The organism is Enterobacter cloacae complex sp. IR5422 (assembly GCF_049238165.1).
Lineage (GTDB): Bacteria > Pseudomonadota > Gammaproteobacteria > Enterobacterales > Enterobacteriaceae > Enterobacter > Enterobacter roggenkampii.
Genome location: NZ_JBMKHT010000001.1, coordinates 165,269 through 190,991, shown reverse-complemented (window position 1 = coordinate 190,991; position 25,723 = coordinate 165,269). Strand labels below are relative to the sequence as shown.

At 56.2% G+C, this 25,723-nt stretch carries 23 protein-coding genes and 1 riboswitch; of the genes, 9 read left to right on the top strand and 14 right to left on the bottom strand.

Going from position 1 to position 25,723, the window contains the following annotated elements; all coding sequences use genetic code 11:
* Window positions 1–2: 2 nt before the first annotated feature.
* The 11 genes from mraY to leuO all read right to left on the bottom strand — a co-directional run bounded on the left by mraY (window position 3) and on the right by leuO (window position 12,784).
* A complete protein-coding gene (gene mraY, locus ACOTXT_RS00890) occupies window positions 3–1,085 on the bottom strand; it encodes a phospho-N-acetylmuramoyl-pentapeptide-transferase (protein ID WP_008501985.1) in 1,083 nt (360 codons plus the stop codon).
* A complete protein-coding gene (gene murF, locus ACOTXT_RS00885; RefSeq protein ID WP_023345433.1) occupies window positions 1,079–2,437 on the bottom strand; it encodes a UDP-N-acetylmuramoyl-tripeptide--D-alanyl-D-alanine ligase in 1,359 nt (452 codons plus the stop codon). Before murF ends, mraY begins: the two co-directional genes overlap by 7 nt.
* Window positions 2,434–3,921: a UDP-N-acetylmuramoyl-L-alanyl-D-glutamate--2,6-diaminopimelate ligase gene (gene murE, locus ACOTXT_RS00880; RefSeq protein ID WP_023326692.1), complete on the bottom strand. Its 1,488-nt coding sequence runs from the start codon at window positions 3,919–3,921 to the stop codon at window positions 2,434–2,436. Before murE ends, murF begins: the two co-directional genes overlap by 4 nt.
* Window positions 3,908–5,674, bottom strand: a complete 1,767-nt coding sequence (locus ACOTXT_RS00875) for a peptidoglycan glycosyltransferase FtsI (protein WP_008501988.1) — start codon at window positions 5,672–5,674, stop codon at window positions 3,908–3,910. Before ACOTXT_RS00875 ends, murE begins: the two co-directional genes overlap by 14 nt.
* Before the next feature lie 15 nt (window positions 5,675–5,689).
* Window positions 5,690–6,055, bottom strand: a complete 366-nt coding sequence (gene ftsL / locus ACOTXT_RS00870; RefSeq protein WP_008501989.1) for a cell division protein FtsL — start codon at window positions 6,053–6,055, stop codon at window positions 5,690–5,692.
* Entirely contained in the window at window positions 6,052–6,993 is a 942-nt protein-coding gene (gene rsmH / locus ACOTXT_RS00865) for a 16S rRNA (cytosine(1402)-N(4))-methyltransferase RsmH (protein WP_021240527.1), read from the bottom strand. The genes ftsL and rsmH overlap by 4 nt, the downstream gene beginning before the upstream one ends.
* Before the next feature lie 2 nt (window positions 6,994–6,995).
* Window positions 6,996–7,454, bottom strand: coding sequence for a division/cell wall cluster transcriptional repressor MraZ (mraZ, locus tag ACOTXT_RS00860; RefSeq protein WP_021240528.1), 459 nt, complete (start codon window positions 7,452–7,454; stop codon window positions 6,996–6,998).
* A gap of 600 nt (window positions 7,455–8,054) precedes the next feature.
* Complete coding sequence (gene cra / locus ACOTXT_RS00855; RefSeq protein WP_008501993.1) at window positions 8,055–9,062, bottom strand: catabolite repressor/activator; 1,008 nt, start codon at window positions 9,060–9,062, stop codon at window positions 8,055–8,057.
* A gap of 179 nt (window positions 9,063–9,241) precedes the next feature.
* On the bottom strand, window positions 9,242–9,733 hold the full coding sequence (ilvN, locus tag ACOTXT_RS00850) for an acetolactate synthase small subunit (RefSeq protein WP_008501994.1): 492 nt from the start codon (window positions 9,731–9,733) through the stop codon (window positions 9,242–9,244).
* A 1-nt stretch (window position 9,734) separates the two neighbouring features.
* A complete protein-coding gene (ilvI, locus tag ACOTXT_RS00845; protein ID WP_023293293.1) occupies window positions 9,735–11,459 on the bottom strand; it encodes an acetolactate synthase 3 large subunit in 1,725 nt (574 codons plus the stop codon).
* 380 nt (window positions 11,460–11,839) lie between these two features.
* Window positions 11,840–12,784 carry a transcriptional regulator LeuO gene (leuO, locus tag ACOTXT_RS00840; RefSeq protein ID WP_333164363.1) on the bottom strand — a complete coding sequence of 315 codons (945 nt, stop codon included), beginning with the start codon at window positions 12,782–12,784 and terminating at the stop codon, window positions 11,840–11,842.
* A gap of 606 nt (window positions 12,785–13,390) precedes the next feature.
* Here leuO and leuL point away from each other — a divergent pair.
* From leuL to leuD, 5 genes are all read left to right on the top strand, one after another.
* On the top strand, window positions 13,391–13,477 hold the full coding sequence (leuL, locus tag ACOTXT_RS00835; RefSeq protein ID WP_071530973.1) for a leu operon leader peptide: 87 nt from the start codon (window positions 13,391–13,393) through the stop codon (window positions 13,475–13,477).
* A gap of 91 nt (window positions 13,478–13,568) precedes the next feature.
* Window positions 13,569–15,140 (top strand): 2-isopropylmalate synthase, encoded by a 1,572-nt coding sequence (gene leuA, locus ACOTXT_RS00830; protein WP_021240530.1) that lies wholly within the window; start codon window positions 13,569–13,571, stop codon window positions 15,138–15,140.
* Window positions 15,140–16,231, top strand: coding sequence for a 3-isopropylmalate dehydrogenase (gene leuB, locus ACOTXT_RS00825; protein ID WP_055321288.1), 1,092 nt, complete (start codon window positions 15,140–15,142; stop codon window positions 16,229–16,231). Before leuA ends, leuB begins: the two co-directional genes overlap by 1 nt.
* A 2-nt stretch (window positions 16,232–16,233) precedes the next feature.
* The gene (leuC, locus tag ACOTXT_RS00820) at window positions 16,234–17,634 is read left to right on the top strand and encodes a 3-isopropylmalate dehydratase large subunit (protein WP_008501999.1); all 1,401 of its coding nucleotides are present in this window, start codon (window positions 16,234–16,236) and stop codon (window positions 17,632–17,634) included.
* A 10-nt stretch (window positions 17,635–17,644) separates the two neighbouring features.
* Window positions 17,645–18,250: a 3-isopropylmalate dehydratase small subunit gene (leuD, locus tag ACOTXT_RS00815; protein WP_055321287.1), complete on the top strand. Its 606-nt coding sequence runs from the start codon at window positions 17,645–17,647 to the stop codon at window positions 18,248–18,250.
* A 58-nt stretch (window positions 18,251–18,308) separates the two neighbouring features.
* Here the strand turns inward: leuD and ACOTXT_RS00810 are convergent, their stop codons facing one another.
* Both ACOTXT_RS00810 and sgrT read right to left on the bottom strand, forming a co-directional pair.
* The gene (locus ACOTXT_RS00810; RefSeq protein WP_023293296.1) at window positions 18,309–19,487 is read right to left on the bottom strand and encodes a sugar efflux transporter; all 1,179 of its coding nucleotides are present in this window, start codon (window positions 19,485–19,487) and stop codon (window positions 18,309–18,311) included.
* A gap of 120 nt (window positions 19,488–19,607) precedes the next feature.
* The gene (gene sgrT, locus ACOTXT_RS00805) at window positions 19,608–19,760 is read right to left on the bottom strand and encodes a glucose uptake inhibitor SgrT (RefSeq protein ID WP_008502002.1); all 153 of its coding nucleotides are present in this window, start codon (window positions 19,758–19,760) and stop codon (window positions 19,608–19,610) included.
* A gap of 88 nt (window positions 19,761–19,848) precedes the next feature.
* On the opposite strand from sgrT, the gene sgrR reads away from it, so the two are divergent.
* The 4 genes from sgrR to thiQ all read left to right on the top strand — a co-directional run bounded on the left by sgrR (window position 19,849) and on the right by thiQ (window position 24,924).
* Window positions 19,849–21,504: an HTH-type transcriptional regulator SgrR gene (gene sgrR, locus ACOTXT_RS00800; protein WP_055321286.1), complete on the top strand. Its 1,656-nt coding sequence runs from the start codon at window positions 19,849–19,851 to the stop codon at window positions 21,502–21,504.
* 36 nt (window positions 21,505–21,540) lie between these two features.
* A riboswitch (TPP riboswitch) is annotated at window positions 21,541–21,641 on the top strand.
* A gap of 31 nt (window positions 21,642–21,672) precedes the next feature.
* Window positions 21,673–22,656, top strand: coding sequence for a thiamine ABC transporter substrate binding subunit (gene thiB / locus ACOTXT_RS00795; protein ID WP_045371592.1), 984 nt, complete (start codon window positions 21,673–21,675; stop codon window positions 22,654–22,656).
* Entirely contained in the window at window positions 22,632–24,242 is a 1,611-nt protein-coding gene (thiP, locus tag ACOTXT_RS00790; RefSeq protein WP_333164350.1) for a thiamine/thiamine pyrophosphate ABC transporter permease ThiP, read from the top strand. Before thiB ends, thiP begins: the two co-directional genes overlap by 25 nt.
* Window positions 24,226–24,924: a thiamine ABC transporter ATP-binding protein ThiQ gene (thiQ, locus tag ACOTXT_RS00785; RefSeq protein WP_025912163.1), complete on the top strand. Its 699-nt coding sequence runs from the start codon at window positions 24,226–24,228 to the stop codon at window positions 24,922–24,924. Before thiP ends, thiQ begins: the two co-directional genes overlap by 17 nt.
* Before the next feature lie 28 nt (window positions 24,925–24,952).
* Here thiQ and ACOTXT_RS00780 read toward each other — a convergent pair whose 3' ends face one another.
* A complete protein-coding gene (locus tag ACOTXT_RS00780; protein ID WP_008502007.1) occupies window positions 24,953–25,720 on the bottom strand; it encodes a DedA family protein in 768 nt (255 codons plus the stop codon).
* Between the last annotated feature and the right edge of the window lie 3 nt (window positions 25,721–25,723).

The following is a 25,723-nucleotide window of genomic DNA, read 5'->3' as shown; positions in this document are numbered from 1 at the left end:
GATTAACGTACCTTCAGCGTTGCCAGGCCAATCAGCACCAGCATCAGCGAAATAATCCAGAAGCGCACAATGACGCGCGGCTCCGGCCAGCCTTTCAGTTCATAGTGGTGGTGAATCGGCGCCATACGGAAGATGCGCTGACCGCGCAGCTTGAAGGAGCCGACCTGCAAAATCACCGACAGCGTCTCAACCACAAACACGCCGCCCATGATCACCAGCAGGAACTCCTGGCGCAGCAGCACGGCAATAATGCCCAGCGCGCCGCCCAAAGCCAGTGAACCGACGTCACCCATAAAGACCTGAGCCGGATAGGTGTTGAACCACAGGAAGCCAAGACCCGCGCCGACAATCGCCGTACAGACGATCACCAGTTCACCCGCATGACGCAGATAAGGGATGTGCAGGTAGTTCGCAAAGTTCATGTTACCGGTCGCCCACGCCACCAGCGCAAAACCGGCCGCCACGAAGACGGTAGGCATGATTGCCAGGCCATCCAGACCGTCGGTCAGGTTAACGGCGTTACCGGTGCCAACAATCACAAAGTACGCCAGCAGAATGTAGAACAGACCCAGTTGCGGCATTACGTCTTTAAAGAACGGCACGACCAGCTCGGTCGCTGGCGTGTCTTTCCCGGCAAGATACAGCGCGAAGGCCACGCCCAGCGCGATCACCGACATCCAGAAATACTTCCAGCGGGCAATCAGGCCTTTGGTATCTTTGCGGACGACTTTGCGGTAATCATCAACAAAACCGATGATCCCGTAACCCACCAGTACCGTCAGCACACACCAGACGTACGGGTTGGACGGGTACGCCCACAACAGCACGGAAACGACGATGGCAGTCAGGATCATGATCCCGCCCATGGTTGGCGTACCGCGCTTGCTGAAGTGCGATTCCGGGCCGTCGTTACGCACAACCTGGCCGAAAGAGAGCTTTTGCAGACGGGCAATCATGCGCGGGCCCATCCACAACGAGATGAACAGCGCAGTCAGCAGGCTGACGATGGCGCGAAACGTCAGATATGAAAAGACGTTAAAGCCTGAGTAATATTTGACCAAATGTTCGGCCAGCCAAACTAACATGTCCCGTTCTCCTGTAATGCGTGCACAACCTCTTCCATGGCGGCACTACGTGAACCTTTCACTAACACTGTCACAATTTGTTTTTCTGTCATTAATGCCTTAAGGCGCTCAATCATCGCGGCTTTATCGGCAAAATGCTCGCCAACGCCGCTGGCCTGGCTAATCGCCTGGCTCAGTTTTCCTGTGCTCAGTACACAGTCCAGCCCCGCCGCTTTCGCCGCTTCACCGACCTGGGTATGACAGGCTTCGCTTTCGTCGCCCAGTTCTGCCATGTCGCCAACCACCATGATGCGGTAGCCCGGCATTTCAGATAACACCTGCACCGCCGCCGTCATCGAGCCAACGTTCGCGTTGTAGGAATCATCCAGCAGCAGCTTGTTTTCCGAAAGCTGAATCGGGAACAGGCGTCCCGGCACGGCTTTCAGGTTCGCCAGCCCGGCTTTGATTGCCTCATGTGAAGCGCCCACCGCCGTTGCCAGCGCCGCCGCCGCAAGGGCATTGGCGATGTTATGGCGACCCGGCAGCGGCAGCAGCACCTCCACGCCACCCGTTGGGGTCGTGAGGGTGAACTCGGTGCCGTGCGACGTCACATGGATATTGGTCGCCGTAAAATCACTGTTGGCCGCATTTGGGGAGAAGCGCCAGGTTTTACGCGCACCAATGATGCTCTGCCAGTTCAGCCAGTCGTTGTTGTCGGCGTTCAGAATGGCGATACCGTTATCCGGCAGGCCGGTGTAAATCTCGCCTTTCGCTTTCGCCACGCCTTCCAGCGAGCCAAAGCCTTCCAGGTGCGCAGCCGCGAGGTTATTCACCAGCGCCGCTTCCGGGCGAGTCAGGCTTACGGTCCAGGCGATTTCACCCTGGTGGTTTGCGCCTAACTCGATCACCGCATAGTCATGCTCTTTGGTCAGGCGAAGCAATGTCATCGGCACGCCGATGTCATTATTGAGGTTGCCCGCGGTAAAAAGCGTATTGCCGCACTGGCTGAGGATCGCCGCCGTCATCTCTTTCACTGACGTTTTGCCTGATGACCCTGTCAGCGCGACGACGCGAGCCGGCACCTGCTGACGAACCCAGGCAGCCAGCTCACCGAACGCGAGACGCGTATCTTTCACCACAACCTGCGGCAGATCGATATCAAGCTTGCGGCTGACCAGCAGCGCACCGGCGCCGTTCTCTTTGGCCTGCTCGGCAAAATCATGCGCGTCAAAACGCTCGCCTTTCAGCGCCACAAACAGACAGCCTGCGGTGACTTTACGGGTGTCCGTCGTCACGGCATCGATGGTCAGGTCTTGCCCGTGCAGGTCGCCGTGCAGTACTTCTGCGGCCTGGCTTAAGGAGAGGCTAATCATGCGACAACTCCCAGCAGGCGAGCTGCCGTTACGCGATCCGAGTAGTCCAGACGGCGATTGCCAACGATCTGATAATCTTCATGGCCTTTGCCCGCCAGCAGAACAACATCATTCTCCTGTGCCTGCATGATGGCGTTCGTCACGGCTTCCGCCCGGCCTTCCACGACGCGCGCGCGACCTGCGTCCAGCATACCCGCCAGAATGTCATTAATGATGGCGCGCGGCTCTTCGGTACGCGGGTTGTCATCGGTGACAACCGGAATATCCGCGAACTGTTCCGCAATCGCCCCCATTAGCGGGCGTTTGCCTTTGTCGCGATCGCCGCCGCAGCCAAACACGCACCAGAGCTTACCGGTACAGTGCAGGCGCGCCGCTTCCAGCGCTTTTTCCAGCGCATCCGGCGTGTGGGCATAATCAACCACAACGGTCGGCTTACCCGGCGCGCTAAATACTTCCATACGGCCACAAACCGGCTGCAGTCGCGCGGCGGTTTTCAGCAGTTCAGCCATCGGGTAACCCAGCGCCAGCAGCGTTGCCAGGGCCAGCAGCAGGTTGCTGACGTTAAACGCCCCCATCAGGCGGCTTTCAATTTCGCCTTCACCCCAGGAAGAGGCAAAGCGGATGGTCGCCCCGCTGTCGTGATAATTCACCTCAACCGCCTTCAGCCAGCGGCCGTGGCAGTTCGGATTGATATGGTCTTCCATCGAGACGGCAACCGCATCCGGCAGCTTCGCCAGCCAGCGGCGGCCCACTTCATCGTCGGCGTTGATGATGGCCTGACCGTAATGGTGAGTAGAGAACAGCAGCCATTTCGCGGCTTCGTAGTGCTCCATATCGCCATGATAATCAAGATGGTCGCGGCTCAGGTTGGTAAACACGGATGCAGCAAATTTCAGCGCCGCGACGCGGTGCTGTACCAGACCGTGCGAAGAGACCTCCATCGCGGCAAAGGTTGCTCCCTGCCCTGCCAGACCGGCAAGCACGTGCTGTACGTCAACCGCCGAGCCGGTGGTGTTTTCCGTCGGGCTCACTTTGCCCAGCAGACCGTTACCCACGGTCCCCATCACCGCACCGGTTTCACCCAGCAGCTGTGCCCACTGCGCCATCAGCTGCGTGGTGGTGGTTTTACCGTTCGTACCCGTTACGCCAACCAGACGCAGCTGGTCGGAAGGTTCGTGATAAAAACGTCCCGCCAGTGCGGAAAGACGTTCGTTTAACTGGCTGAGATAGATGACCGGCACGCCGTGCATTTCACGGATCTCACCGTCGGTTGCCTCATCTTTAGCCTCAGCAATAATGGCAGCCACACCTTGCGCAATCGCCTGCGGGATATAACGACGCCCGTCCGCCTGATGACCGACCACCGCCACAAAAAGATCGCCAGAAGCCGCTACGCGGCTGTCCAGTACCATCTCTCGCAGTGCTCGCTCCGGTGCATTTGGCACCCACGGAGCGAGAAGGTCGCGCAAATTACGATCTGCCACCTGTACCCTCGCCTTGATTAATTACAAATTCACTTTTTTCGCCCGTCGCCAGCGCATCCGGTTCAATGTTCATGGTGCGTAACACGCCGCCCATGATGGCCCCGAACACAGGCGCGGAGACGGCGCCGCCGTAGTATTTACCCGCCTGTGGATCGTTTATCACGACCACCAGCGCAAAACGCGGATTGCTTGCAGGCGCAACGCCTGCGGTATAGGCAATGTATTTGTTGATGTAGCGGCCGTCTGGCCCCACTTTTTTCGCTGTACCGGTTTTAATGGCGATACGATAGCCTTTAATCGCCGCCTTCACGCCGCCGCCGCCCGGCAGCGCCACGCTTTCCATCATGTGCACCACGGTACGAACGATAGATTCCGGGAAGATACGCTCGCCCGGGACCGGTGGATCAACTTTGGTAATCGACAGCGGGCGATAGACGCCATAGCTGCCAATCGTTGCGTAGACTCGTGCTAACTGTAACGGGGTTACCATTAGCCCATAGCCGAAAGAGAAGGTGGCCCTCTCTATGTCAGACCACCGTTGTTTTTGAGGATATAAGCCACTGCGTTCTCCGACCAACCCCAAATTGGTCGCCTTTCCCAGTCCAAAACGTGAGTAAGTCTCTACTAACGCTGAGGACGGCATCGCTAACGCCAGCTTTGAAACACCGACGTTACTCGACTTCTGTAACACCCCGGTCAGGGTCAATTCGCTGTAGCGCGCCACGTCTTTTATCTCGTGGCCGTTAATACGGTATGGGACAGTGTTCAGGACCGTGTTTTCATTGACAATACCGCGCTGGAGCGCGGTCATCACCACCATCGGCTTCACCGTGGAGCCGGGTTCGAACACGTCGGTAATTGCCCGGTTACGCATGGCATCTTTTGCGGTGCCGGTAAAGTTGTTCGGGTTGTAGGACGGGCTGTTGGCCATCGCCAGCACTTCACCGGTGCTGACATCCACCAGCACGGCGCTGCCTGACTCCGCCTTGTTGAACGCCACCGCGTTGTTCAACTCGCGGTAGACCAGCGCCTGCAGGCGCTCGTCGATACTCAGGGCCAGGTTATGCGCTGCCTGACTGTCCGTGGAAGAGATATCTTCGATGACGCGCCCGTAACGGTCCTTACGCACGATTCGCTCGCCCGGCTGGCCGGTGAGCCACTTATCGAAGCTTTTCTCAACGCCCTCAATCCCCTGGCTGTCGACGTTGGTAAAGCCAATGAGGTGAGCGGTTACTTCGCCGGATGGGTAGTAACGGCGGGATTCTTCACGCAGATGAATACCCGGCAGCTTCAGTTTGCGAATGTAGTCCGCCATGTCAGGGTTAACCTGACGCGCCAGATAGATAAAACGTCCTTTCGGGTTCGCGTTAACGCGGGAAGCCAGCTGATCCAGCGGCATTTTCAGCGCATCAGACAGGGCTTTCCAGCGGTTATCAAGGGTAATGCCACCGGCGTCGTGCAGCTCTTTCGGATCGGCCCAGATCGCTTTCACCGGCACGCTCACCGCCAGCGGACGACCGGAGCGGTCGGTGATCATCCCGCGGGACGTGGAAACCTCCTGAACGCGAAGAGAGCGCATATCGCCCTGACGTACCAGCATGTCAGGGGCGACGATTTGCAGCCAGGCCACGCGGCCCAGCAGAAAACCCAGCGCCAGTAAAATGCAGCCGCAAAGCAACGCAAAACGCCAACTGATAAAGTTGGCCTGTTCTTCCTGACGTTTTGGTTTTAGCGTTTTTGCCGCTGCTTTCATGCGTCGCGTTTTCCCTTATTTTTGTACTACGATATTTTCCTGTGAAGGATCAACATGCTGCAGCTGCAGCTTTTCCGTTGCGATCCGTTCAACCCGGCTGTGATCGCCGAGCGCGTTTTCTTCAAGGATCAGATTTCGCCATTCAATATCCAGCGCATCGCGTTCCAGTACCATCTGCTCGCGTTGCGCAGTCAATAAACGTGTGTGGTGGGCGGTGGTGACCACCGTCACAGCCGTGACAATGATGCAAATGAACAGACAGAGTGGCAGTTTCCCAAACCGCAAAAGATCGTCGCCGATCACGCCAGGCAAGGCATGGCGCTCGTTGCTTCCTAACGAATCCTTAACTTTGCTTAGGGTCTCTGTCACTCTGCCGATCATGCGTTCGTCCTCTCTGCAACACGCAGCACTGAACTACGGGCGCGTGGATTCTCTGCCACCTCTTCTTCGCCCGGCATCAACTTGCCTAATGCTCGCAACTGACGGCCACCCAGCTTCCTGAGTTGTTCTTCCGTCATCGGCAGCCCCGCGGGTACCTGTGGACCGCGGCTTTGTTCACGCATAAAGCGTTTCACAATACGGTCTTCCAGCGAATGGAAGCTGATGATGGATAACCGCCCACCCGGGGCCAGCACGTCGAGCGAGCTTTTTAGCGCCAGCTCTATTTCCTCCAGTTCACTGTTTACCCAGATGCGAACCGCCTGGAAGGTACGGGTCGCGGGATGTTTGTGCTTATCCTTCACCGGCGTTGCCGCCGCGATCACCTCGGCCAACTCTTTGGTGCGGGTCATCGGCTCAATGCGATTGCGCTCAACAATGGCGCGCGCAATACGTTTGCCAAAGCGCTCTTCGCCGAAGGTTTTGATGACCCATGCAATATCCGCTTCATCAGCGGTCTGTAACCACTCGGCGGCAGACTGGCCGCGAGTCGGGTCCATACGCATGTCCAGCGGACCATCGCGCATAAAGGAGAAACCGCGTTCAGCATCATCAAGTTGGGGTGAAGAGACGCCAAGATCGAGAAGAATCCCGTCGATCTTGCCCGTCAGGCCGCGCTCAGCCACATAGTCCGCGAGCGCAGAAAAGGGTCCATGCACGATGGAAAAGCGTGGGTCATTGATAGTCTGTGCAACGGCAATTGCCTGCGGATCGCGATCGATTGCCAGCAGACGCCCCTCCTCACCCAGTTGGGAGAGGATCAAACGCGAGTGACCACCGCGACCAAAAGTGCCATCAATGTAGATGCCATCCGGACGAATATTCAGGCCGTTAACGGCCTCGTCCAGTAACACCGTTTTATGTTTATAATTTTCCATCATATTTATAGAGACAAGTCCTGCAGCCGTTCCGATAATGTCGCGGAATCAGACTGCTCAGCGTCGATATCTTCCTTGACCTGTTGATACCAGGTCGTTTCATCCCACAGTTCAAATTTGTTGAACTGCCCGACCAGCATCACTTCTTTGGTCAGACCGGCATGTTGCCGTAACACAGGGGCAATCAGTAATCGTCCTGCGTTATCCATCTGACATTCACTGGCATGTCCCAATAACAACCGCTGCACGCGGCGTTCCTGCGGGTTCATGCTCGACAGTCGCGACAGCTTTTGCTCAATAATTTCCCATTCAGGCAGGGGGTAAAGCAGCAGGCAGGGGGAGTTAATGTCAATGGTGCAAACCATTTGACCCGCAGCGTTCTCAATCAGCTGGTCGCGGTATCGGGTTGGTACCGATAAACGCCCTTTACTGTCGAGATTGACTAACGTAGCTCCACGGAACATGCCAGTCTCACCCCTCCTCACCACTTTAACCCACAAATTCCCACCTAAAGGAGTTTACGGAGCGAGGGAAAAGCTTGTCAAGCCAGGACTCTCGGCATAAGGACTCGAAAGCCTTCTATTTACAGAGATAAACAGTCCTGGTTAATAACTGCACAACTGGCGAGGCAAAATTAACGTTATGAATATTTGTAAGAAAAAAACCGAATATGCACACTAGCGTTAAGGCTCACTCAATATCATCGCAGATAAATATAAAGTGTCAGTTTGCGACGCGGGCAGCATTTTATGACAGATTCTCAGGGGATGACAGCGCCAGATTCACTCAGGCGAGCGGTAAGCGCAGTGGTTATCGCGTAAGCTGTCAAAGGAAGAGGAAAAAACGTCTGAATATTCATCGACCGAAGAGGGTTTGTAACAAAATAATACAAAGAGTGCCGTTTAAAATCGCTGAGATGTTGTTTAAAGGGCAATTTAAAAGCCAAAATGAATAAAAAAAAATAGGCGATTATGATCTCCCAAGAATTATCCTAATTTCTTTCCGGGAATTATCTGCACGAATTATTGCAGCAAAAAGGGGCAGATTTCACCGCCCCGGTCATTTCATTTTTGGCGGCTCAAAATTCCGCGATGGTAGAGGTTACGTTTGATACGCGTCAGGCCCGGCTTCGGTTTGCGGGGTTCATCCAGACTTGCCAGCACAATCTCCAGCACGCGTTCAGCCACATCGCGATGGCGCTGTGCAACCGCCAGCACCGGGCACTGAAGGAAGTCGAGCAGCTCATTATCCCCGAACGTGGCAATCGCCAGATCGGAAGGCAGTTTACCTTCACGACGTAAGGTCACATCCATGACACCCTGCAAGAGCGCAAACGAGGTAGTGAACAGCGCCTGAGGCATTGGATGCGTTTCCAGCCATTTTTCGAAAAGCTGCGCGGCGGCTTCACGTTCGTAGCTGTTGGCATAGAGGTAGTGAACCTCGCGCGGATCGTCTTTCCATGCCGTTCTGAATCCCTGCTCGCGCAGGAAGCTCACGGAAAGTTCAGGCAGCGCGCCAAGATACAGCACCGTTTCCGCCGGGAACGTCCGCAGCTCTGCGGCCAGCATTTCGGCATCATCCTGATCGGCACCCACCACGCTGGTGAAATGCTCGCGATCGAGGGCACGGTCAAGCGCAACGATCGGGAACGGATCATTCGCCCAGCGCTGGTAGAAAGGATGCTCCGGCGGTAAGGAGGTCGAAACAATAATGGCATCCACCTGGCGCTGAAGCAGATGTTCAATGCAGCGCATCTCGTTATCAGGCTGGTCTTCCGAGCAGGCAATCAGCAGTTGATAGCCGCGCTGACGCGCCTGACGTTCAAGATAGTTGGCGATACGGGTATAGCTGGTGTTTTCCAAGTCCGGGATCACCAGACCAATAGAGCGGGTGCGCCCGGCGCGCAGACCGGCTGCGACAGCATTCGGATGGTAGTTATGTTCACGAACCACCGCCATAACTTTTTCAACGGTCTTGTCGCTGACACGGTACTGCTTTGCTTTACCGTTAATCACATAGCTGGCCGTTGTTCGTGACACGCCGGCTAGCCGGGCGATTTCATCCAGTTTCACAATTGCCCCTTAAAAAAAGAAAAGAGTCCATGGCCCTGTCAAGGTTATGGTTAAATCTTTTAACATCTAAACGCAGAAAAGCCTTCGCGGCAACCGCTTTTATCTGCGTTGTCGGCTGATTACGCAAAAAAAAGCCCGGCTTTGGTGACCGGGCAGAAAGAGGCGAACCTTTTTGACAACTAACGCATGATTTTCTCGCCGCGTGACAGACCCACAACCCCCGATCTCGCCACCTCGACAATTTTTGCGACATCCCGTACGGACGCCAGGAACGCATCCAGCTTGTCGCTCGTCCCGACCAGCTGAACGGTATAAAGAGAAGGCGTGACGTCGATAATCTGTCCGCGGAAAATATCCGCATTGCGTTTGACTTCTTCACGCCCGTAGCCGCTGGCCTGAATTTTCACCAGCATGACCTCGCGTTCAACGTAGGCCCCTTGCCCCAGCTCGCTCACGCGCAGCACGTCGACCAGCTTGTGCAGCTGTTTCTCAATCTGTTCAAGCACCTTAGCGTCGCCGACGGTTTGGATCGTCATGCGCGACAGCGTTGGGTCTTCCGTCGGGGCGACGGTCAGGCTTTCAATGTTATAGCCGCGCTGCGCAAAAAGGCCAATGACGCGCGACAGTGCGCCAGACTCGTTTTCCAGTAAAACTGATAATATCCGGCGCATATCAGGTTCTCTCCGTTTTGCTTAACCACATTTCATCCATACCACCACCCCGAATATGCATCGGATAGACGTGCTCGGTTCCATCAACAATCACATCCATAAAGACGAGGCGGTTGTTTTTAACGTGCTCAAGCGCTTGTGCGAGCTTCGTTTCCAGCTCGGCCGGATCGGTTACCCGCATGCCAACATGGCCGTAAGCTTCAGCAAGACGAACAAAATCCGGCAGCGATTTCATGTATGACTGTGAGTGACGGCCAGAATAAATCATATCCTGCCACTGCTTCACCATGCCGAGGTAGCCGTTATTCAGGTTCAGCACGAGAACCGGCAGTTCATACTGCAGCGCGGTAGACAGTTCCTGAATGTTCATCTGGATACTTCCGTCTCCGGTCACGCAGACGACGGTTTCATCCGGCAGCGCCAGCTTCACGCCCAGCGCGGCAGGCAGACCAAAGCCCATGGTGCCTAAGCCACCCGAGTTGATCCAGTGTCGCGGTTTATCAAACGGATAATACAGGGCAGCAAACATCTGGTGCTGGCCCACGTCTGAGGTCACATACGCTTCACCTTTCGTCAGTCGCCACACCGCTTCGATGACCGCCTGCGGCTTAATGTTTTCGCTCTGCGTGTCATATTTCAGGCACTGACGCGCGCGCCACTGTTCAATCTGCTGCCACCAGTCGCGGATCTCATCCAGCGGCTGGGTCGCTTTCTCCTGGGCCAGCAGATCCAGCATCTGTTCCAGAACCTGACGGGCATCACCGACGATCGGCACATCAGCCGACACCGTTTTAGATATTGACGTCGGATCGATATCAATATGCAGCACGGTGGCATTCGGGCAATATTTCGCCAGGTTGTTGGTGGTACGATCGTCAAAACGCACACCGACGGCAAAGATCACATCGGAGTGATGCATCGTCATGTTGGCTTCATAGGTACCGTGCATACCCAGCATACCCAGCGCCTGGCGGTGGGTGGCGGGAAACGCCCCCAGCCCCATCAGCGACGACGCAACAGGAAGGTTGAGTTTTTCAATCAGTTCACGAAGCTGGGCTTCACAGGCTGCGTTGATCGCTCCGCCCCCGACATAGACGACCGGTTTCTTGGCTGCCAGAAGCGTTTGCAACGCCCGCTTGATCTGACCTTTATGCCCCTGCGTTGTCGGGTTGTAAGAACGCATGCTCACCGATTCCGGCCAGACGTAAGGCAGCTTGTTTGCCGGGTTCAGAATGTCTTTAGGCAGATCGACCACCACCGGTCCCGGGCGTCCGCTTGCCGCCAGCCAGAAGGCTTTTTTCAGTACGCCGGGAATATCTTCGGTTTGCTTAACCAGGAAGCTGTGCTTCACCACGGGACGCGAAATCCCGACCATGTCGCACTCCTGAAAAGCATCGTAGCCAATCAGCGAGGTGGCTACCTGCCCGGAGAGGATCACCAGCGGGATAGAGTCCATATACGCCGTCGCAATGCCGGTAATGGCGTTTGTCGCGCCGGGGCCGGACGTGACTAACACCACGCCCACTTCACCCGTCGCACGCGCCAGGCCGTCGGCCATGTGTACGGCCGCCTGCTCGTGACGTACCAGAACATGGTCAATGCCCCCTACCGTATGGAGGGCATCATAAATATCGAGGACCGCGCCGCCAGGGTAGCCGAACACTTGCTTTACGCCCTGATCGATCAGCGACCGGACGACCATTTCCGCGCCAGACAACATCTCCATGCTTTGCCTCCAGGCATTTTGTTATAGACGGACTGCCGAATTCATTTCCGCACCGTCTTACGATTGGGATGAACCAATCTTATATTTTGCAGAGTGTTCTTTACCTTAACCGCTCGTTATGAGGCAGGCAATTAGCAAACCCGGGGAGATAAACGGTGCGTAAAGCAGAAAACGCAGCCGTTAACAGAAGATATGGTTAATTCCTCTGAGAATAGAGGACGGTGTGATAAATCATCGCTGAAAAGCAGGACAATGCAGGAAATCATCTATTTTTGCGTGCCGAAGAGCCGCCCGAAAAAAAGACTCACAGAACAAAATAGCAACTATCCAAAAAAACTCAGGATAAATCACATGATCCGATGCGATTTATCCCGATGCGTTTACCGGCGACAGATACCAACCAGCAACTCTTCCATCCACTGGTGTCCTTTATCCCGTCCGGCCGCTTCATGCCAGGAGAGATAACAGGTTCGGCTATTTAACTTAAGCGGCAATGGCAAAATTTGCAGATTTAATGGGTCAGAAAACTCTTCTGCCAGCCAGCGCGGTGCAATCGCCACCAGCTGTGTCTGGGAGACCACGTTTAATACGCTGACCATAGCCATGCCCTGATAAGCCACGCACGCCTGTTTATCCGCAGTGTCATACCACGGCAGGCTAAAGGAAGCATATCTGTCGAGAGCAACAACGGCGTGCTGTTCGTTATAAACATCGTGTTCTCGCAGCGGAGAATTCAGACGTGGGTGTTTTTTACTGGCGACAAGAACCATTTCATCTTTAAAGAGCGATACGCAGGAAAATTCCGGACGACGGAACTCTTCATACCCCAGAACGAATTCGATCTCCTGATAGCGTAACTGATGTTCCGTGTTTTGATTCAGGGATGATTTAAAAACCAGATTGATATTTGGTGCGATTTCTTCGACTTTATTATAAATAATCGACGTTAAATAATTATCTAATGGACTGCAGACACAAAGATGGAATACGCGCTCGCTGCTCAAGGGTTCAAAGCCCGATCCCGGCAGCTCATTTTGCACCAACTGCAACGCCTGGCGGATGGAACCGAACAGCTGGAATGCGCGCGCCGTAGGCTGGATCCCCCTCCCGTAACGAACGAATAATTCGTCGTTAAACATGAGCTTGAGTCTGGCAACGGCATTACTCACAGCAGGTTGCGACATCCCCAACGCCTGGGCGGCACGGGTGATATTCTGTTCCTGCATGACCGCATCAAACACCGTCAGAAGATTAAGATCCACCGTGCGTAACTGCGGTTTAATCCCATCAGTAGCTTGAGGTTGTTTAATATTATTTTCTGGCACTTCTGACTCCACTGTCACGCTAAACTCCCTTTGCCAACGTACGCTAATCATCTCGAAAAATATGATTTATCATGCAAATACGATCAGCGAAAGAGAATTATTTAAAATTCAGAATATATAAAGACGCTATATAAACGAAAAGAAAATAGCGCAAATGATATGTTTGACTTTAGGATTGAAATGAAACCATAAACCAAACAAATACACAATGACCGCCAGGTTAATGATGACTTAAGTATTATTAAACTGTTATCGCCACCGCTCTGCAGTTAGTTAATAACATGTTATCTCTTTTCGTTTTTCAGCGAAGCGCAATAGATTCACCATAATTATAACTTAATGATATTAAAACCCTTTACGTACAGAACATTCTCAGTAACCCGCGTCACTCATTTGAAACAATTATATTTATTTGTTTCTGCAACTGTTTTCTTCAGTCCAAAATTAGACAATTAGTCGGGTCATAAAAGCCAAAACCAGCACAATTAGCTAAAGTAATTATCCTGCTGATTACGCCCGTCGGGCCCGTTTTTATCATCAGGGGTTGACATCAACTGGCGTATCCAGTACCACTAAAAGCATATTGAATTTAACGGAGCACGATTCATGATTCGCACCATTCGTTTCACCGGTCTACTACTACTAAACGCATCCACTGTGCGCGGTAGACTGGCGGGCGAAATTCAGCGTTGAATCGTCACCAGTAAGACTAAAAACCCGCGCCACTGCGCGGGTTTTTTTATGCTCGTAGCAAGGCGCCCTAAGACTGACAAGGACCTAACCCATGAGCCAGCAAGTCATTATTTTCGATACTACTTTACGTGACGGTGAACAGGCATTACAGGCAAGCCTGAGTGTAAAAGAGAAACTGCAGATCGCGCTGGCTCTCGAACGTATGGGTGTCGACGTGATGGAGGTGGGTTTCCCGGTCTCGTCTCCGGGCGATTTCGAATCCGTCCAGACTATCGCCCGCACCATTAAAAACAGCCGCGTGTGCGGTCTGGCACGCTGTGTTGAAAAAGATATCGACGTCGCGGCCGAGTCGCTGAAAGTGGCCGAAGCGTTCCGTATCCACACCTTTATTGCCACCTCACCTATGCACATCGCCACCAAGCTGCGCAGTACGCTGGATGAGGTGATTGAGCGCGCGGTATATATGGTCAAACGCGCACGCAACTACACCGATGACGTTGAATTCTCCTGTGAAGATGCGGGCCGCACGCCGATTGAAGATCTGGCCCGTGTGGTGGAAGCCGCCATCAATGCCGGCGCCAAAACCATCAACATTCCGGACACTGTCGGCTACACCATGCCGTTTGAGTTCGCCAATATCATCACCGGCCTGTATGACCGCGTACCGAACATTGATAAAGCGATTATCTCCGTCCACACCCACGATGATTTGGGTCTGGCCGTGGGCAATGCCATCGCAGCCGTCCACGCTGGCGCGCGTCAGGTAGAAGGCGCGATGAACGGTATCGGTGAACGCGCGGGCAACTGCTCGCTGGAAGAAGTGATCATGGCTATCAAAGTGCGCAAAGACATCATGGACGTGCACACCCGCATCAATCACAACGAGATCTGGCGCACCAGCCAGACCGTCAGCCAGATTTGCAACATGCCGATTCCGGCCAACAAAGCGATCGTCGGCACGGGCGCCTTTGCGCACTCCTCCGGCATTCACCAGGATGGTGTGCTGAAAAACCGTGAAAACTACGAAATTATGACCCCGGAATCCATTGGCCTGAATCAGGTCCAGTTGAACCTGACCTCCCGTTCCGGCCGTGCGGCGGTGAAGCACCGCATGGAAGAGATGGGTTATAAGGACAGCGATTACAACATGGATCAGCTGTACGACGCTTTCCTGAAGCTGGCCGATAAAAAAGGTCAGGTGTTCGACTACGACCTGGAAGCGCTGGCCTTTATTAACAAGCAGCAGGAAGAGCCAGAGCACTTCCGTCTGGATTACTTCAACGTGCAGTCCGGCTCCAGCGACATCGCCACTGCCTCTGTCAAGCTGGCCTGCGGTGATGAAATTAAGGCCGAAGCGGCGAACGGAAACGGCCCTGTGGATGCCATTTATCAGGCGATCAACCGCGTCACCGAGTACGACGTTGAGCTGGTGAAATATGACCTGACGGCCAAGGGCCACGGCAAAGATGCGCTGGGCCAGGTCGACATTGTTGTGACCCACAATGGCCGCCGTTTCCATGGCGTGGGCCTGGCGACCGATATCGTTGAATCCTCCGCGAAAGCGATGGTGCATGTGCTGAACAACATCTGGCGCGCCGCCGAAGTCGAAAAAGAGTTGCAACGCAAAGCTCAGAATAAAGAGAACAACAAGGAAACCGTGTAATGTCGAAGAATTACCATATTGCTGTGTTACCGGGCGACGGTATTGGCCCGGAAGTGATGGCACAGGCGCTGAAAGTACTGGAAGCCGTTCGCGCGCGTTTTGCGATGAAAATCACCACCAGCCACTACGATGTGGGCGGTATTGCGATTGATAACCACGGTACGCCACTGCCGAAAGCGACCGTGGAAGGCTGTGAAAATGCCGATGCCGTGCTGTTTGGTTCCGTCGGTGGCCCGAATTGGGAACACCTGCCGCCTGCAGAGCAGCCAGAGCGCGGCGCGCTGCTGCCGCTGCGTAAACATTTCAAGCTGTTCAGCAACCTGCGTCCGGCGAAGCTGTATCAGGGCCTGGAAGAGTTCTGCCCGCTGCGCGCGGATATCGCCGCCAACGGCTTCGACATTCTGTGCGTGCGTGAACTGACCGGCGGGATCTATTTCGGTCAGCCAAAAGGGCGCGAAGGCAGCGGCCAGCATGAGAAGGCGTTCGACACTGAGGTCTATCACCGCTTCGAAATTGAACGTATCGCCCATATCGCCTTTGAGTCAGCGCGCAAGCGCCGCCATAAAGTGACCTCCATTGATAAAGCGAACGTGCTGCAGTCTTCCATCTTGTGGCGCGAGATCGTCAGCGAAGTCGCGAAGCAGTACCCGGACGTTGAGCTGTCGCACATGTACATCGACAACGCGACGATGCAGCTGATCAAGGATCCGTCTCAGTTTGACGTCCTGCTGTGCTCCAACCTGTTCGGCGACATTTTGTCAGACGAGTGCGCGATGATCACCGGCTCTATGGGCATGCTGCCATCCGCCAGCCTGAATGAAGAAGGTTTTGGCCTGTACGAGCCGGCAGGCGGTTCCGCGCCGGATATTGCGGGCAAAAACATCGCTAACCCGATTGCGCAGATCCTCTCTCTGGCCCTGCTGCTGCGCTACAGCCTGGATGCAGGCGATGCAGCAACCGCGATTGAAAATGCCATTAACCGGGCGTTAGAAGAAGGCGTTCGTACCGGTGATTTATCACGCGGCGCGGCGGCAGTCAGTACCGATGAAATGGGCGACATTATTGCCCGCTATGTCGCTGAAGGGGTGTAATCATGGCCAAAACGTTATACGAAAAATTGTTTGATGCGCACGTTGTCTACGAGGCACCAAACGAAACCCCACTGCTGTACATTGACCGTCATCTGGTACACGAAGTGACCTCTCCTCAGGCATTTGACGGCCTGCGCGCGCACAAGCGCCCGGTACGTCAGCCGGGTAAAACCTTCGCGACGATGGATCACAACGTTTCCACCCAGACCAAAGACATTAATGCCTCGGGTGAGATGGCGCGTATCCAGATGCAGGAGCTGATCAAGAACTGCAACGAATTTGGCGTTGAGCTGTACGATCTGAACCACCCCTATCAGGGCATCGTTCACGTGATGGGTCCAGAGCAGGGAATTACCCTGCCGGGCATGACCATCGTCTGCGGCGACTCCCATACCGCAACCCACGGCGCGTTTGGCGCCCTGGCGTTCGGGATTGGCACGTCTGAAGTTGAACACGTGCTGGCGACGCAGACCCTGAAGCAGGGCCGCGCCAAAACGATGAAGATTGAAGTGAAGGGCAAGGCGGCACCTGGCATTACCGCGAAAGACATCGTGCTGGCGATCATCGGTAAAACCGGCAGCGCAGGCGGTACCGGCCACGTCGTTGAATTCTGCGGCGACGCGATTCAGGCGCTGAGCATGGAGGGTCGCATGACCCTGTGCAATATGGCCATTGAGATGGGTGCCAAAGCCGGTCTGGTCGCGCCAGATGAAACGACCTTCAACTATGTGAAGGGCCGTCTGCACGCGCCGAAAGGCCAGGATTTTGACGACGCGGTAGCGTACTGGAAAACCCTGAAAACCGACGACGGGGCAACGTTTGATACCGTTGTCACGCTGCAGGCAGAAGAGATTGCCCCTCAGGTGACCTGGGGAACCAACCCGGGCCAGGTAATTTCCGTCAACGACGCCATTCCCGATCCGGCCTCCTTCGCCGATCCGGTCGAGCGCGCCAGTGCGGAAAAAGCGCTGGCCTATATGGGGCTGAAACCCGGCGTACCGTTGACCGACGTGACCATTGATAAGGTATTTATCGGCTCCTGCACCAACTCCCGTATCGAAGATTTGCGTGCGGCGGCAGAGATTGCCAAAGGCCGTAAAGTCGCACCGGGCGTGCAGGCGCTGGTGGTTCCAGGCTCCGGTCCGGTGAAAGCCCAGGCGGAAGCCGAAGGTCTGGATAAGATCTTTATCGAAGCAGGATTCGAGTGGCGCCTGCCTGGCTGCTCCATGTGCCTGGCCATGAATAACGATCGCCTGAATCCGGGTGAGCGCTGTGCCTCCACCAGCAACCGTAACTTTGAAGGCCGTCAGGGCCGCGGTGGGCGCACCCATCTGGTCAGCCCGGCAATGGCCGCCGCTGCGGCAGTCACCGGCCATTTCGCCGACATTCGCAGCCTGAAATAAGGAGACAATCATGGCAGAGAAATTTACCCAACATACGGGCCGTGTTGTCCCGCTGGACGCCGCTAACGTTGATACGGACGCGATCATTCCTAAGCAGTTTTTGCAGAAGGTGACCCGCACCGGCTTTGGCGCGCACCTGTTCAACGACTGGCGTTTCCTGGACGATAAAGGCGAGGTGCCTAATCCGGAATTCGTTCTGAACTTCCCGGAGTACAAAGGCGCATCCATCCTGCTGGCGCGGGAAAACTTTGGCTGTGGTTCATCCCGTGAACATGCGCCGTGGGCGCTCACGGACTACGGCTTTAAAGTGGTCATTGCCCCCAGCTTCGCGGATATCTTTTACGGCAACAGCTTCAACAACCAGCTGCTGCCGGTGACGCTGAGCGACGAACAGGTCGATGAATTGTTCACGCTGGTTAAGGCGAACCCGGGCATGGCGTTTGAAGTGGATCTGGAAGGGGAAGTGGTGAAAGCCGGGGATAAAACCTACAGCTTCAGCATTGATGCGTTCCGCCGCCACTGCATGCTGAACGGTCTGGACAGCATTGGTTTGACGCTCCAGCACGAAGACGCCATCTCCGCGTACGAGAAAAAACAGCCTGCGTTTATGGGCTAAAGACAATGGCCCGCAAAAAGCGGGCCATTGATTTGTTTCGTAAAGCCGCCTTCCAGAATCAGACATCCTTAACCCGGCAAGTCAGCCCAAGCGTAACCACCGAAATCGCCGCAATCATCCAGTAAACTGAGCCATGCCCGTAACTTTGCGCCAGCGCCCCCTGAATCACCCCCGCCAGGATCACTCCGGTCGAAATGCTGTTGGTAAAAAGCGTGGTCGCCGACCCGGCGCGGCCCGGCATTAAATCCTGGAACCAGAGCATGCCGATCCCGGCAACGATGCCAATAAACACAGCATTAAACAGCTGCAGCGCCAGCAGCGCTTCACGCGAATGGAAAAGGATCAGCCCCGCGTAGAACAGCACCCCGGCCGCCACGGCGACGATCATCATCCGACGCTTCCCAAAGCGCTTAACGTAATAACCCGCCAGAATCATCGCCGGAATTTCCAGCCCGGCAGCGGTGCCCATTAAGATCCCCGCGAGCTTGTCCGGTAAGCCCAGATCGCTGCTGATCCACAGCGGCATGTCGATGATGTACATGGTGTTGCAGGTCCACATCAGCGTGGAGGCAATAAACAGCATGCGGACGTTTTTGTCCTGCCAGCCGCTCACCTGGGTGAGCGGTTTATCCGCTGTCTGTTCGACGCGCGCCACGGACGGCAGTGCGAAGGCAATCAGCGCCAGGCTGATGACAAAAATCCCGGCCGCGATGGAGAACATCGCGGTAAAGCCGTAGTTCAACGCCAGCATGAAGGCCAGCGGCGGGCCAATGACCCACGCCAGCGAGAGCTGGGCACGCATCACCGAGCTGAACATCACCACTTCCCGCGCCGAGCTATCCGCATATTCCCGGGCCAGCGCGAACAGCTGCGGCATGGCGGTGTTCGCAAGAGAGGCGAGCAGCACGCCGCAGGTAATGAGCGTCAGGTAATGACGATTGAAAGCAAAGAGCAGCGCGTTACCCACGGCCATGGCGCAGCAAAAGAGGATCAGCTTACGACGATCGCCCTGGCTGTCCGATCGCTTCGCCAGCGCGAGGCTGACCAGGATCCCGGCTATCGCGTTGACGGTATAAAACAGCCCCACCCAGAACGGCTGTGCCCCCACCTCGCGGCTGAGAAACAGGCTCAGCGTCGGCGCCTGCAGCGCTCCCGCCACGCCCATCATAAAGGCCACCAGCATAAAAGCGGCATACACGCCGTTCAGGCGTCGCCCCATCGTCATCAACCACAGCATGCGCAAGTCCTTGTGAAAGCGAATCGAAATTGGGTGAAAGAATAAACGAAAAAAGCCAGCAAAAACATTTTGCTGGCGGGTGATTAGCACCAATACTCAGTCACACATGATCGAGGCGAGTCAGCGAGAAGAGGCCGGTTTCGTAACGTCCCACTGCATCAGTTCTTCTAACATTTTCAGCCGTTGCTCTGCACACGGGCGGGCCAGCCAGGACGATCCTTTTGTCGCTGAAAAGTACTGCTGATAAAACTGACGTGCGGTAGACCTCTTCATCATTTACCTCCTCGCTTCATCGGGAAGCATTATTGGCCTAATATAGGGATTAATAAATTGCTGGTTTTTTGTCAGGAGTTCCTCTTTTATGCCTTCCGGTCGTCTGCAGCAACAATTTATCCGCCTCTGGCAGTGCTGCGAGGGGCAATCGCAGGAAACCACGCTCAACGAGCTGGCTGACCTGCTTAGCTGTTCCCGCCGCCATATGCGCACGCTGCTCAATACCATGCAGCAGCAGGGGTGGTTAAGCTGGGAAGCGGAGGCGGGACGCGGGAAACGCTCGCGGCTGACCTTTCTCTACACCGGGCTGGCATTGCAGCAGCAGCGTGCAGAAGACCTGCTCGAGCAGGACCGTATCGATCAGCTGGTCCAGCTGGTGGGCGACAAGGCCGCCGTGCGCCAGATGCTGGTCTCCCATCTCGGACGCAGTTTTCGTCAGGGCCGACACATTCTGCGGGTGCTCTACTACCGTCCGATGAAAAATCTGTTGCCCGGCACGGCGTTACGGCGTTCTGAAACCCACATGGCCCGACAAATCTTCAGCGGCCTGACGCGGATAAATGAGGAAAACGGGGAACTGGAGGCGGATATCGCGCACCACTGGCAGCAGCTTTCCCCGCGCCACTGGCGCTTCTTCTTACGCCCCGGCATCCACTTTCACCACGGTCGCGAACTGGAGATGCACGACGTCATCGCCTCTCTGGAACGCGCCCGCAGGCTGCCGCTCTACTCGCATATTTCGCGCATCCACTCCCCCACGGCCTGGACGCTGGATATCGAGCTGGCGCAGCAGGACAAGTGGCTTCCCTGGCTGCTGGGCTATGTGCCGTCGATGATTTTGCCTGCCGAGTGGGAATCACTGAACAATTTTGCCAGCCTGCCGATTGGCACCGGGCCCTACTCCGTCTCCCGCAATAACAGCAACCAGCTGAAAATCCGCGCGTTCGATGACTACTTTGGCTATCGGGCGCTGATCGACGAAGTGAACGTGTGGGTATTGCCGGATCTCAATGAAGACCTGAGCTGCGGGCTGACGCTTGAAGGCCCCACCACCGGAGAAAAGGCCGTGGAGAGCCGCCTGGAGGAGGGCTGCTACTATCTCCTCTTTGACCGCCGCACCCACCGTGGGGCAAACCCGGCTGTCCGCAAGTGGATCAGCCACGTGCTGTCTCCTTCCAATCTTATCTACCATGCGGAAGAGCAGTACCAGACATACTGGTTCCCGGCGTACGGCCTGCTTCCGCGCTGGCACCATGCCCGACCAACGCGCTGCGACAAACCCGCAGGGCTGGAGTCCATCACCCTGACCTACTACCGCGATCATGTTGAGCATCGTTTTATCGCGAGGATCATGACCCGCCTGCTGGCAGCGGAAGGAGTCAGGCTGGACATCAGGGAAGTGGACTATGACGAATGGCATCAGGGGGAAATCGCCAGCGATATCTGGCTGAACAGCGCCAACTTCACCCTGCCGCTCGATTTTTCCCTCTTCTCGCATTTGTATGAAGTCCCGCTGATCCAGCACTGCATCGACCGGGACTGGCAGCAGGATGCCGCTCAGTGGCGTGCGGGCGAGATGAATCTTGCCGTATGGTGCCAGCAGCTGCTGGCCGAGCAGGCGATCGTCCCGCTGATCCACCACTGGCTGATGATCCAGGGCCAGCGCAGCATGCGCGGCCTGCGGATGAACACCCTGGGCTGGTTTGATTTTAAATCCGCCTGGTTTGCGCCCCCGGAGCCATAACGCTTTCGTAATATTCACCAAATCATTACAATAGCGCCGTTCTCAACGGGGTGCTGCATCACAGATGTGCGCTGAGATAATACCCGTCGAACCTGATCCGGATAACGCCGGCGAAGGGATTTGAGGCTGTTGCTCAAAATCCTTTGCCACTCAACCCTGAGGTGCAAAGTGTTAAAAAAAGTTCTCCCCCTGCTGGCGCTGTTCGCGCTGCCCGCTTTAGCCAAGCCCGTTCTGACGGTCTACACCTATGACTCCTTCTCTGCCGACTGGGGCCCTGGCCCGGTTGTCAAAAAAGCCTTTGAAGCCGACTGCAACTGCGAGCTGAAGTTCGTGGCGCTGGAAGATGGCGTTTCGCTGCTCAACCGCCTGCGCATGGAAGGGAAAAACAGCAAGGCCGACGTGGTGCTCGGACTGGATAACAACCTGCTGGAAGCCGCCTCGCAAACCAACCTCTTTGCCAAAAGCGGCGTCGCGGCAGAGGCCGTTAACGTGCCGGGCGGCTGGAAGAACGACACCTTTGTCCCGTTCGACTACGGCTACTTTGCTTTCGTCTACGATAAAAACAAGCTGAAAAACCCGCCGAAGAGCCTGAAAGAGCTGGTGGAAAGCGACCAGAAGTGGCGCGTGATTTACGAAGACCCGCGGACCAGCACGCCGGGCCTGGGCCTGCTGCTGTGGATGCAGAAAGTCTACGGCGATAAGGCGCCGGAAGCGTGGCAGAAGCTGGCCGCCAAAACCGTCACCGTGACCAAAGGCTGGAGCGAAGCCTATGGCCTGTTCCTGAAAGGCGAAAGCGATCTGGTGCTGAGCTACACCACCTCCCCGGCCTACCACATTATCGCCGAGAAGAAAGACAACTATGCTGCGGCTGATTTTGCGGAAGGGCACTATCTGCAGGTGGAAGTGGCCGCGCGTACCGCCGCCAGCAAACAGCCGGAGCTGGCCGAGAAGTTCCTGAAGTTTATGGTTTCACCGGCATTCCAGAACGCCATTCCAGCGGGCAACTGGATGTATCCGGTCACCAGCGTTGCGCTGCCTGCAGGTTTTGAACAGTTGACCAAGCCGAAAACCTCGCTGGAGTTTACGCCGCAGCAGGTCGCCGCGCAGCGTGCCGCATGGGTAAGTGAATGGCAACGCGCCGTCAGCCGTTAATTCCCGGCTGGTTACTCCCCGGATTGCTCGCCGCCGTCGTGATGGTGGCGGTCAGTCTGGGAGCCTTTCTTGCGCTGTGGTTTAACGCACCGGAGAGCGACCTGCTCGCCCTCTGGCACGACAGCTACCTCTGGCACGTTATCCGGTTCTCCTTCTGGCAGGCGTCTCTTTCTGCCCTGCTGTCGGCGATCCCGGCTATTTTTCTTGCTCGCGCGCTCTATCGGCGGCGTTTCCCCGGCAGGCAGGCCCTGCTGCGCCTGTGCGCCATGACGCTGATCCTGCCGGTTCTGGTGGCCGTTTTTGGCATTCTGAGTGTCTACGGTCGTCAGGGCTGGCTGGCCTCGCTGTTCGGCCAGCTTGGTATTGAGTGGTCATTCTCGCCTTACGGGCTGCAGGGCATTCTGCTGGCGCACGTGTTTTTCAATATGCCGATGGCAACGCGCCTCTTTTTGCAGGCGCTGGAGAATATTCCCGGCGAGCAGCGGCAGATTGCCGCCCAGCTCGGCATACGCGGCTGGTCGTTCTTCCGTTTTGTCGAATGGCCGTGGCTGCGCCGCCAGCTCCCGCCCGTGGCGGCATTAATCTTTATGCTCTGCTTTGCCAGCTTTGCCACCGTGCTGTCACTTGGCGGCGGGCCGCAGGCCACCACCATTGAGCTGGCGATTTACCAGGCGCTGAGTTACGACTACGATCCCGGTCGCGCCGCGCTGCTGGCGATAGTCCAGATGGCGTGCTGTCTGGTGCTGGTGCTGTTGAGCCAGCGGCTGAGTAAAGCCATTCCCGCAGGTAGTCATCAAATAACCGGCTGGCGCGATCCGCAGGACAGCCTGCACAGCCGCGTCAGTGATGTTATCCTGATCGCGCTGGCGCTGCTGCTGTTGCTGCCGCCGCTGCTGGCCGTTATCGTTGACGGCCTGAACCTCAATCTTATGTCCGTCCTGCAACAGCCCGTTCTCTGGCAGGCGACCTGGACCTCGGTACGCATAGCGCTGGCTGCCGGATTGCTGTGCGTTATGCTGACCATGATGCTGCTGTGGAGCAGCCGTGAGCTATACGCCCGCCAGGCGCAAAAAGCCGGACAAATGCTGGAACTGACGGGCATGCTGATACTGGCGATGCCGGGTATCGTGCTGGCAACGGGCTTCTTTTTACTGTTCAACAGCACCCTCGGCCTGCCGGAAAGGGCCGATGGCATTGTGATTTTCACTAACGCCTTAATGGCCATCCCCTACGCGCTTAAGGTGCTGGAAAACCCGATGCGCGACGTCAACAGCCGCTACGGTTTGCTGTGTCAGTCGCTGGGCATGCAGGGCTGGCAGCGGCTGAAGGTTGTGGAACTGCGCGCGCTAAAACGTCCGCTGGCTCAGGCGCTGGCGTTTGCCTGCGTGCTCTCCATTGGAGACTTTGGGGTCGTGGCGCTGTTCGGTAATGACGATTTCCGCACGCTGCCGTACTGGCTTTATCAGCAAATCGGCTCTTACCGCAGTCAGGACGGCGCGGTTACCGCGCTGTTACTGCTGCTGCTGTGCTTTGCCTTATTTACCGTTATCGAAAAACTCCCGGGGCGTGATGTTAAAACTGACTGATGTAACCTGGCTCTATCAGCATCTGCCGATGCGCTTTACGCTCTCCGTTCAGCAGGGCGAGCGTATTGCGGTGCTTGGCCCAAGCGGTGCCGGGAAAAGCACCTTGCTCAATTTGATCGCCGGTTTTCTGCAACCTGCCAGCGGGTCGATAGCCATCGATAATCGTGATTTCACCAACGCCCCTCCGGCTAAACGCCCTGTGTCGATGCTGTTTCAGGAAAACAACCTGTTTACCCATCTGACGGTGCGGCAAAACATCGCGCTGGGAATGCATCCGGGGCTCAGGCTGAACGATGCCCAACGCGAAAAACTTGAAGTGATTGCCGCACAGATGGGGATCGCTGAATTCATCGACAGGCTGCCGGGCGAGCTCTCCGGCGGCCAGCGTCAGCGCGTGGCGCTGGCGCGTTGTCTGGTGCGCGAGCAGCCGCTGCTGCTGCTGGATGAGCCGTTCTCGGCGCTCGATCCCGCGCTGCGTCAGGAGATGCTCGCCCTGGTGCAGGAGGTCTGCCAGCGCCAGCAGCTGACGATGCTGATGGTGTCGCACAGTATCGAAGATGCCGCACGGATTGCGCCGCGATCGGTGGTGATCGCGGAGGGACGCATTTTGTGGGATGGAGCAACAGAAGCATTAATGAGCGGAAAAGAAAGCGCTTCTGGATTATTGGGTATAAAACCGTAGGCCGGGCAAACGCAGTGCCGCCCGGCGCTTAACGGCTCACAACTTTCAACAGGATCTCGCCATACACCGGCATCAGCGGGTGGCGAATCAGCGCGACCAGGGCCACCACGGCCACACCCAGCGTCAGCGGGGCCAGCCACAAAAGACGAGAGCGCGGGAGATAGCGCGTCAGGCGATCGACGCTCGCTTTCGCGCTGCGCCACAGCCGCCAGCAGAGCCAGACCGCCAGCCACAGCAGGACCGCCGTGCCCAGCAGCAGCCACTTGAACTCACCGCTTTGCATACCGTCAGGAATATCGATGGCCGCGCCCGCCAGGATCCCCGGCAGGAAATAGAACGGCGGCCAAAAGACGCAGCCGATGATGTTCGGCACCACAAACTTCGCGACGGGGAGATCCAGCATCCCGGCCACCATCGGCACCAGCGGACGCGTTGGCCCAACAAAGCGGCCCACGAGGATGGTAAACATGCTGTGCTGGTGCAGCGCATGCTCGGTTTTATCGAGCAACGCTTTGTTCTTTTTCATGAACGACCAGCGGTGCAACGGCTTCTTAAAGCGCCAGCCCAGCCAGAATGAGATCCAGTCCCCCAGCAGACAGCCGATAATCCCGGCCAGCCATGCCTGCCAGAAATTGACCTCACCGCTGCCGATAAGCGCCCCAAGCCCCGCCATCATCACGGTGCCGGGCAGGATTAACCCGACAAGCGCCAGCGATTCCAGAAACGCCACCAGCGCCACGGCGATGAGCGAGTACATAACGGACTGGGTAATAAAGTGTTCCAGCAATGCCTGCATAAC

Coding starts and splice junctions, on each gene's coding strand:
- mraY (WP_008501985.1), bottom strand. CDS start 1,085: ATGTTAGTTTGGCTGGCCGAACATTTGGTCAAATATTACTCAGGCTTT.
- murF (WP_023345433.1), bottom strand. CDS start 2,437: ATGATTAGCCTCTCCTTAAGCCAGGCCGCAGAAGTACTGCACGGCGAC.
- ACOTXT_RS00875 (WP_008501988.1), bottom strand. CDS start 5,674: ATGAAAGCAGCGGCAAAAACGCTAAAACCAAAACGTCAGGAAGAACAG.
- ftsL (WP_008501989.1), bottom strand. CDS start 6,055: ATGATCGGCAGAGTGACAGAGACCCTAAGCAAAGTTAAGGATTCGTTA.
- rsmH (WP_021240527.1), bottom strand. CDS start 6,993: ATGATGGAAAATTATAAACATAAAACGGTGTTACTGGACGAGGCCGTT.
- mraZ (WP_021240528.1), bottom strand. CDS start 7,454: ATGTTCCGTGGAGCTACGTTAGTCAATCTCGACAGTAAAGGGCGTTTA.
- ilvN (WP_008501994.1), bottom strand. CDS start 9,733: ATGCGCCGGATATTATCAGTTTTACTGGAAAACGAGTCTGGCGCACTG.
- ilvI (WP_023293293.1), bottom strand. CDS start 11,459: ATGGAGATGTTGTCTGGCGCGGAAATGGTCGTCCGGTCGCTGATCGAT.
- leuL (WP_071530973.1), top strand. CDS start 13,391: ATGATTCGCACCATTCGTTTCACCGGTCTACTACTACTAAACGCATCC.
- leuA (WP_021240530.1), top strand. CDS start 13,569: ATGAGCCAGCAAGTCATTATTTTCGATACTACTTTACGTGACGGTGAA.
- leuB (WP_055321288.1), top strand. CDS start 15,140: ATGTCGAAGAATTACCATATTGCTGTGTTACCGGGCGACGGTATTGGC.
- leuC (WP_008501999.1), top strand. CDS start 16,234: ATGGCCAAAACGTTATACGAAAAATTGTTTGATGCGCACGTTGTCTAC.
- leuD (WP_055321287.1), top strand. CDS start 17,645: ATGGCAGAGAAATTTACCCAACATACGGGCCGTGTTGTCCCGCTGGAC.
- ACOTXT_RS00810 (WP_023293296.1), bottom strand. CDS start 19,487: ATGCTGTGGTTGATGACGATGGGGCGACGCCTGAACGGCGTGTATGCC.
- sgrT (WP_008502002.1), bottom strand. CDS start 19,760: ATGAAGAGGTCTACCGCACGTCAGTTTTATCAGCAGTACTTTTCAGCG.
- sgrR (WP_055321286.1), top strand. CDS start 19,849: ATGCCTTCCGGTCGTCTGCAGCAACAATTTATCCGCCTCTGGCAGTGC.
- thiP (WP_333164350.1), top strand. CDS start 22,632: ATGGCAACGCGCCGTCAGCCGTTAATTCCCGGCTGGTTACTCCCCGGA.
- thiQ (WP_025912163.1), top strand. CDS start 24,226: ATGTTAAAACTGACTGATGTAACCTGGCTCTATCAGCATCTGCCGATG.
- ACOTXT_RS00780 (WP_008502007.1), bottom strand. CDS start 25,720: ATGCAGGCATTGCTGGAACACTTTATTACCCAGTCCGTTATGTACTCG.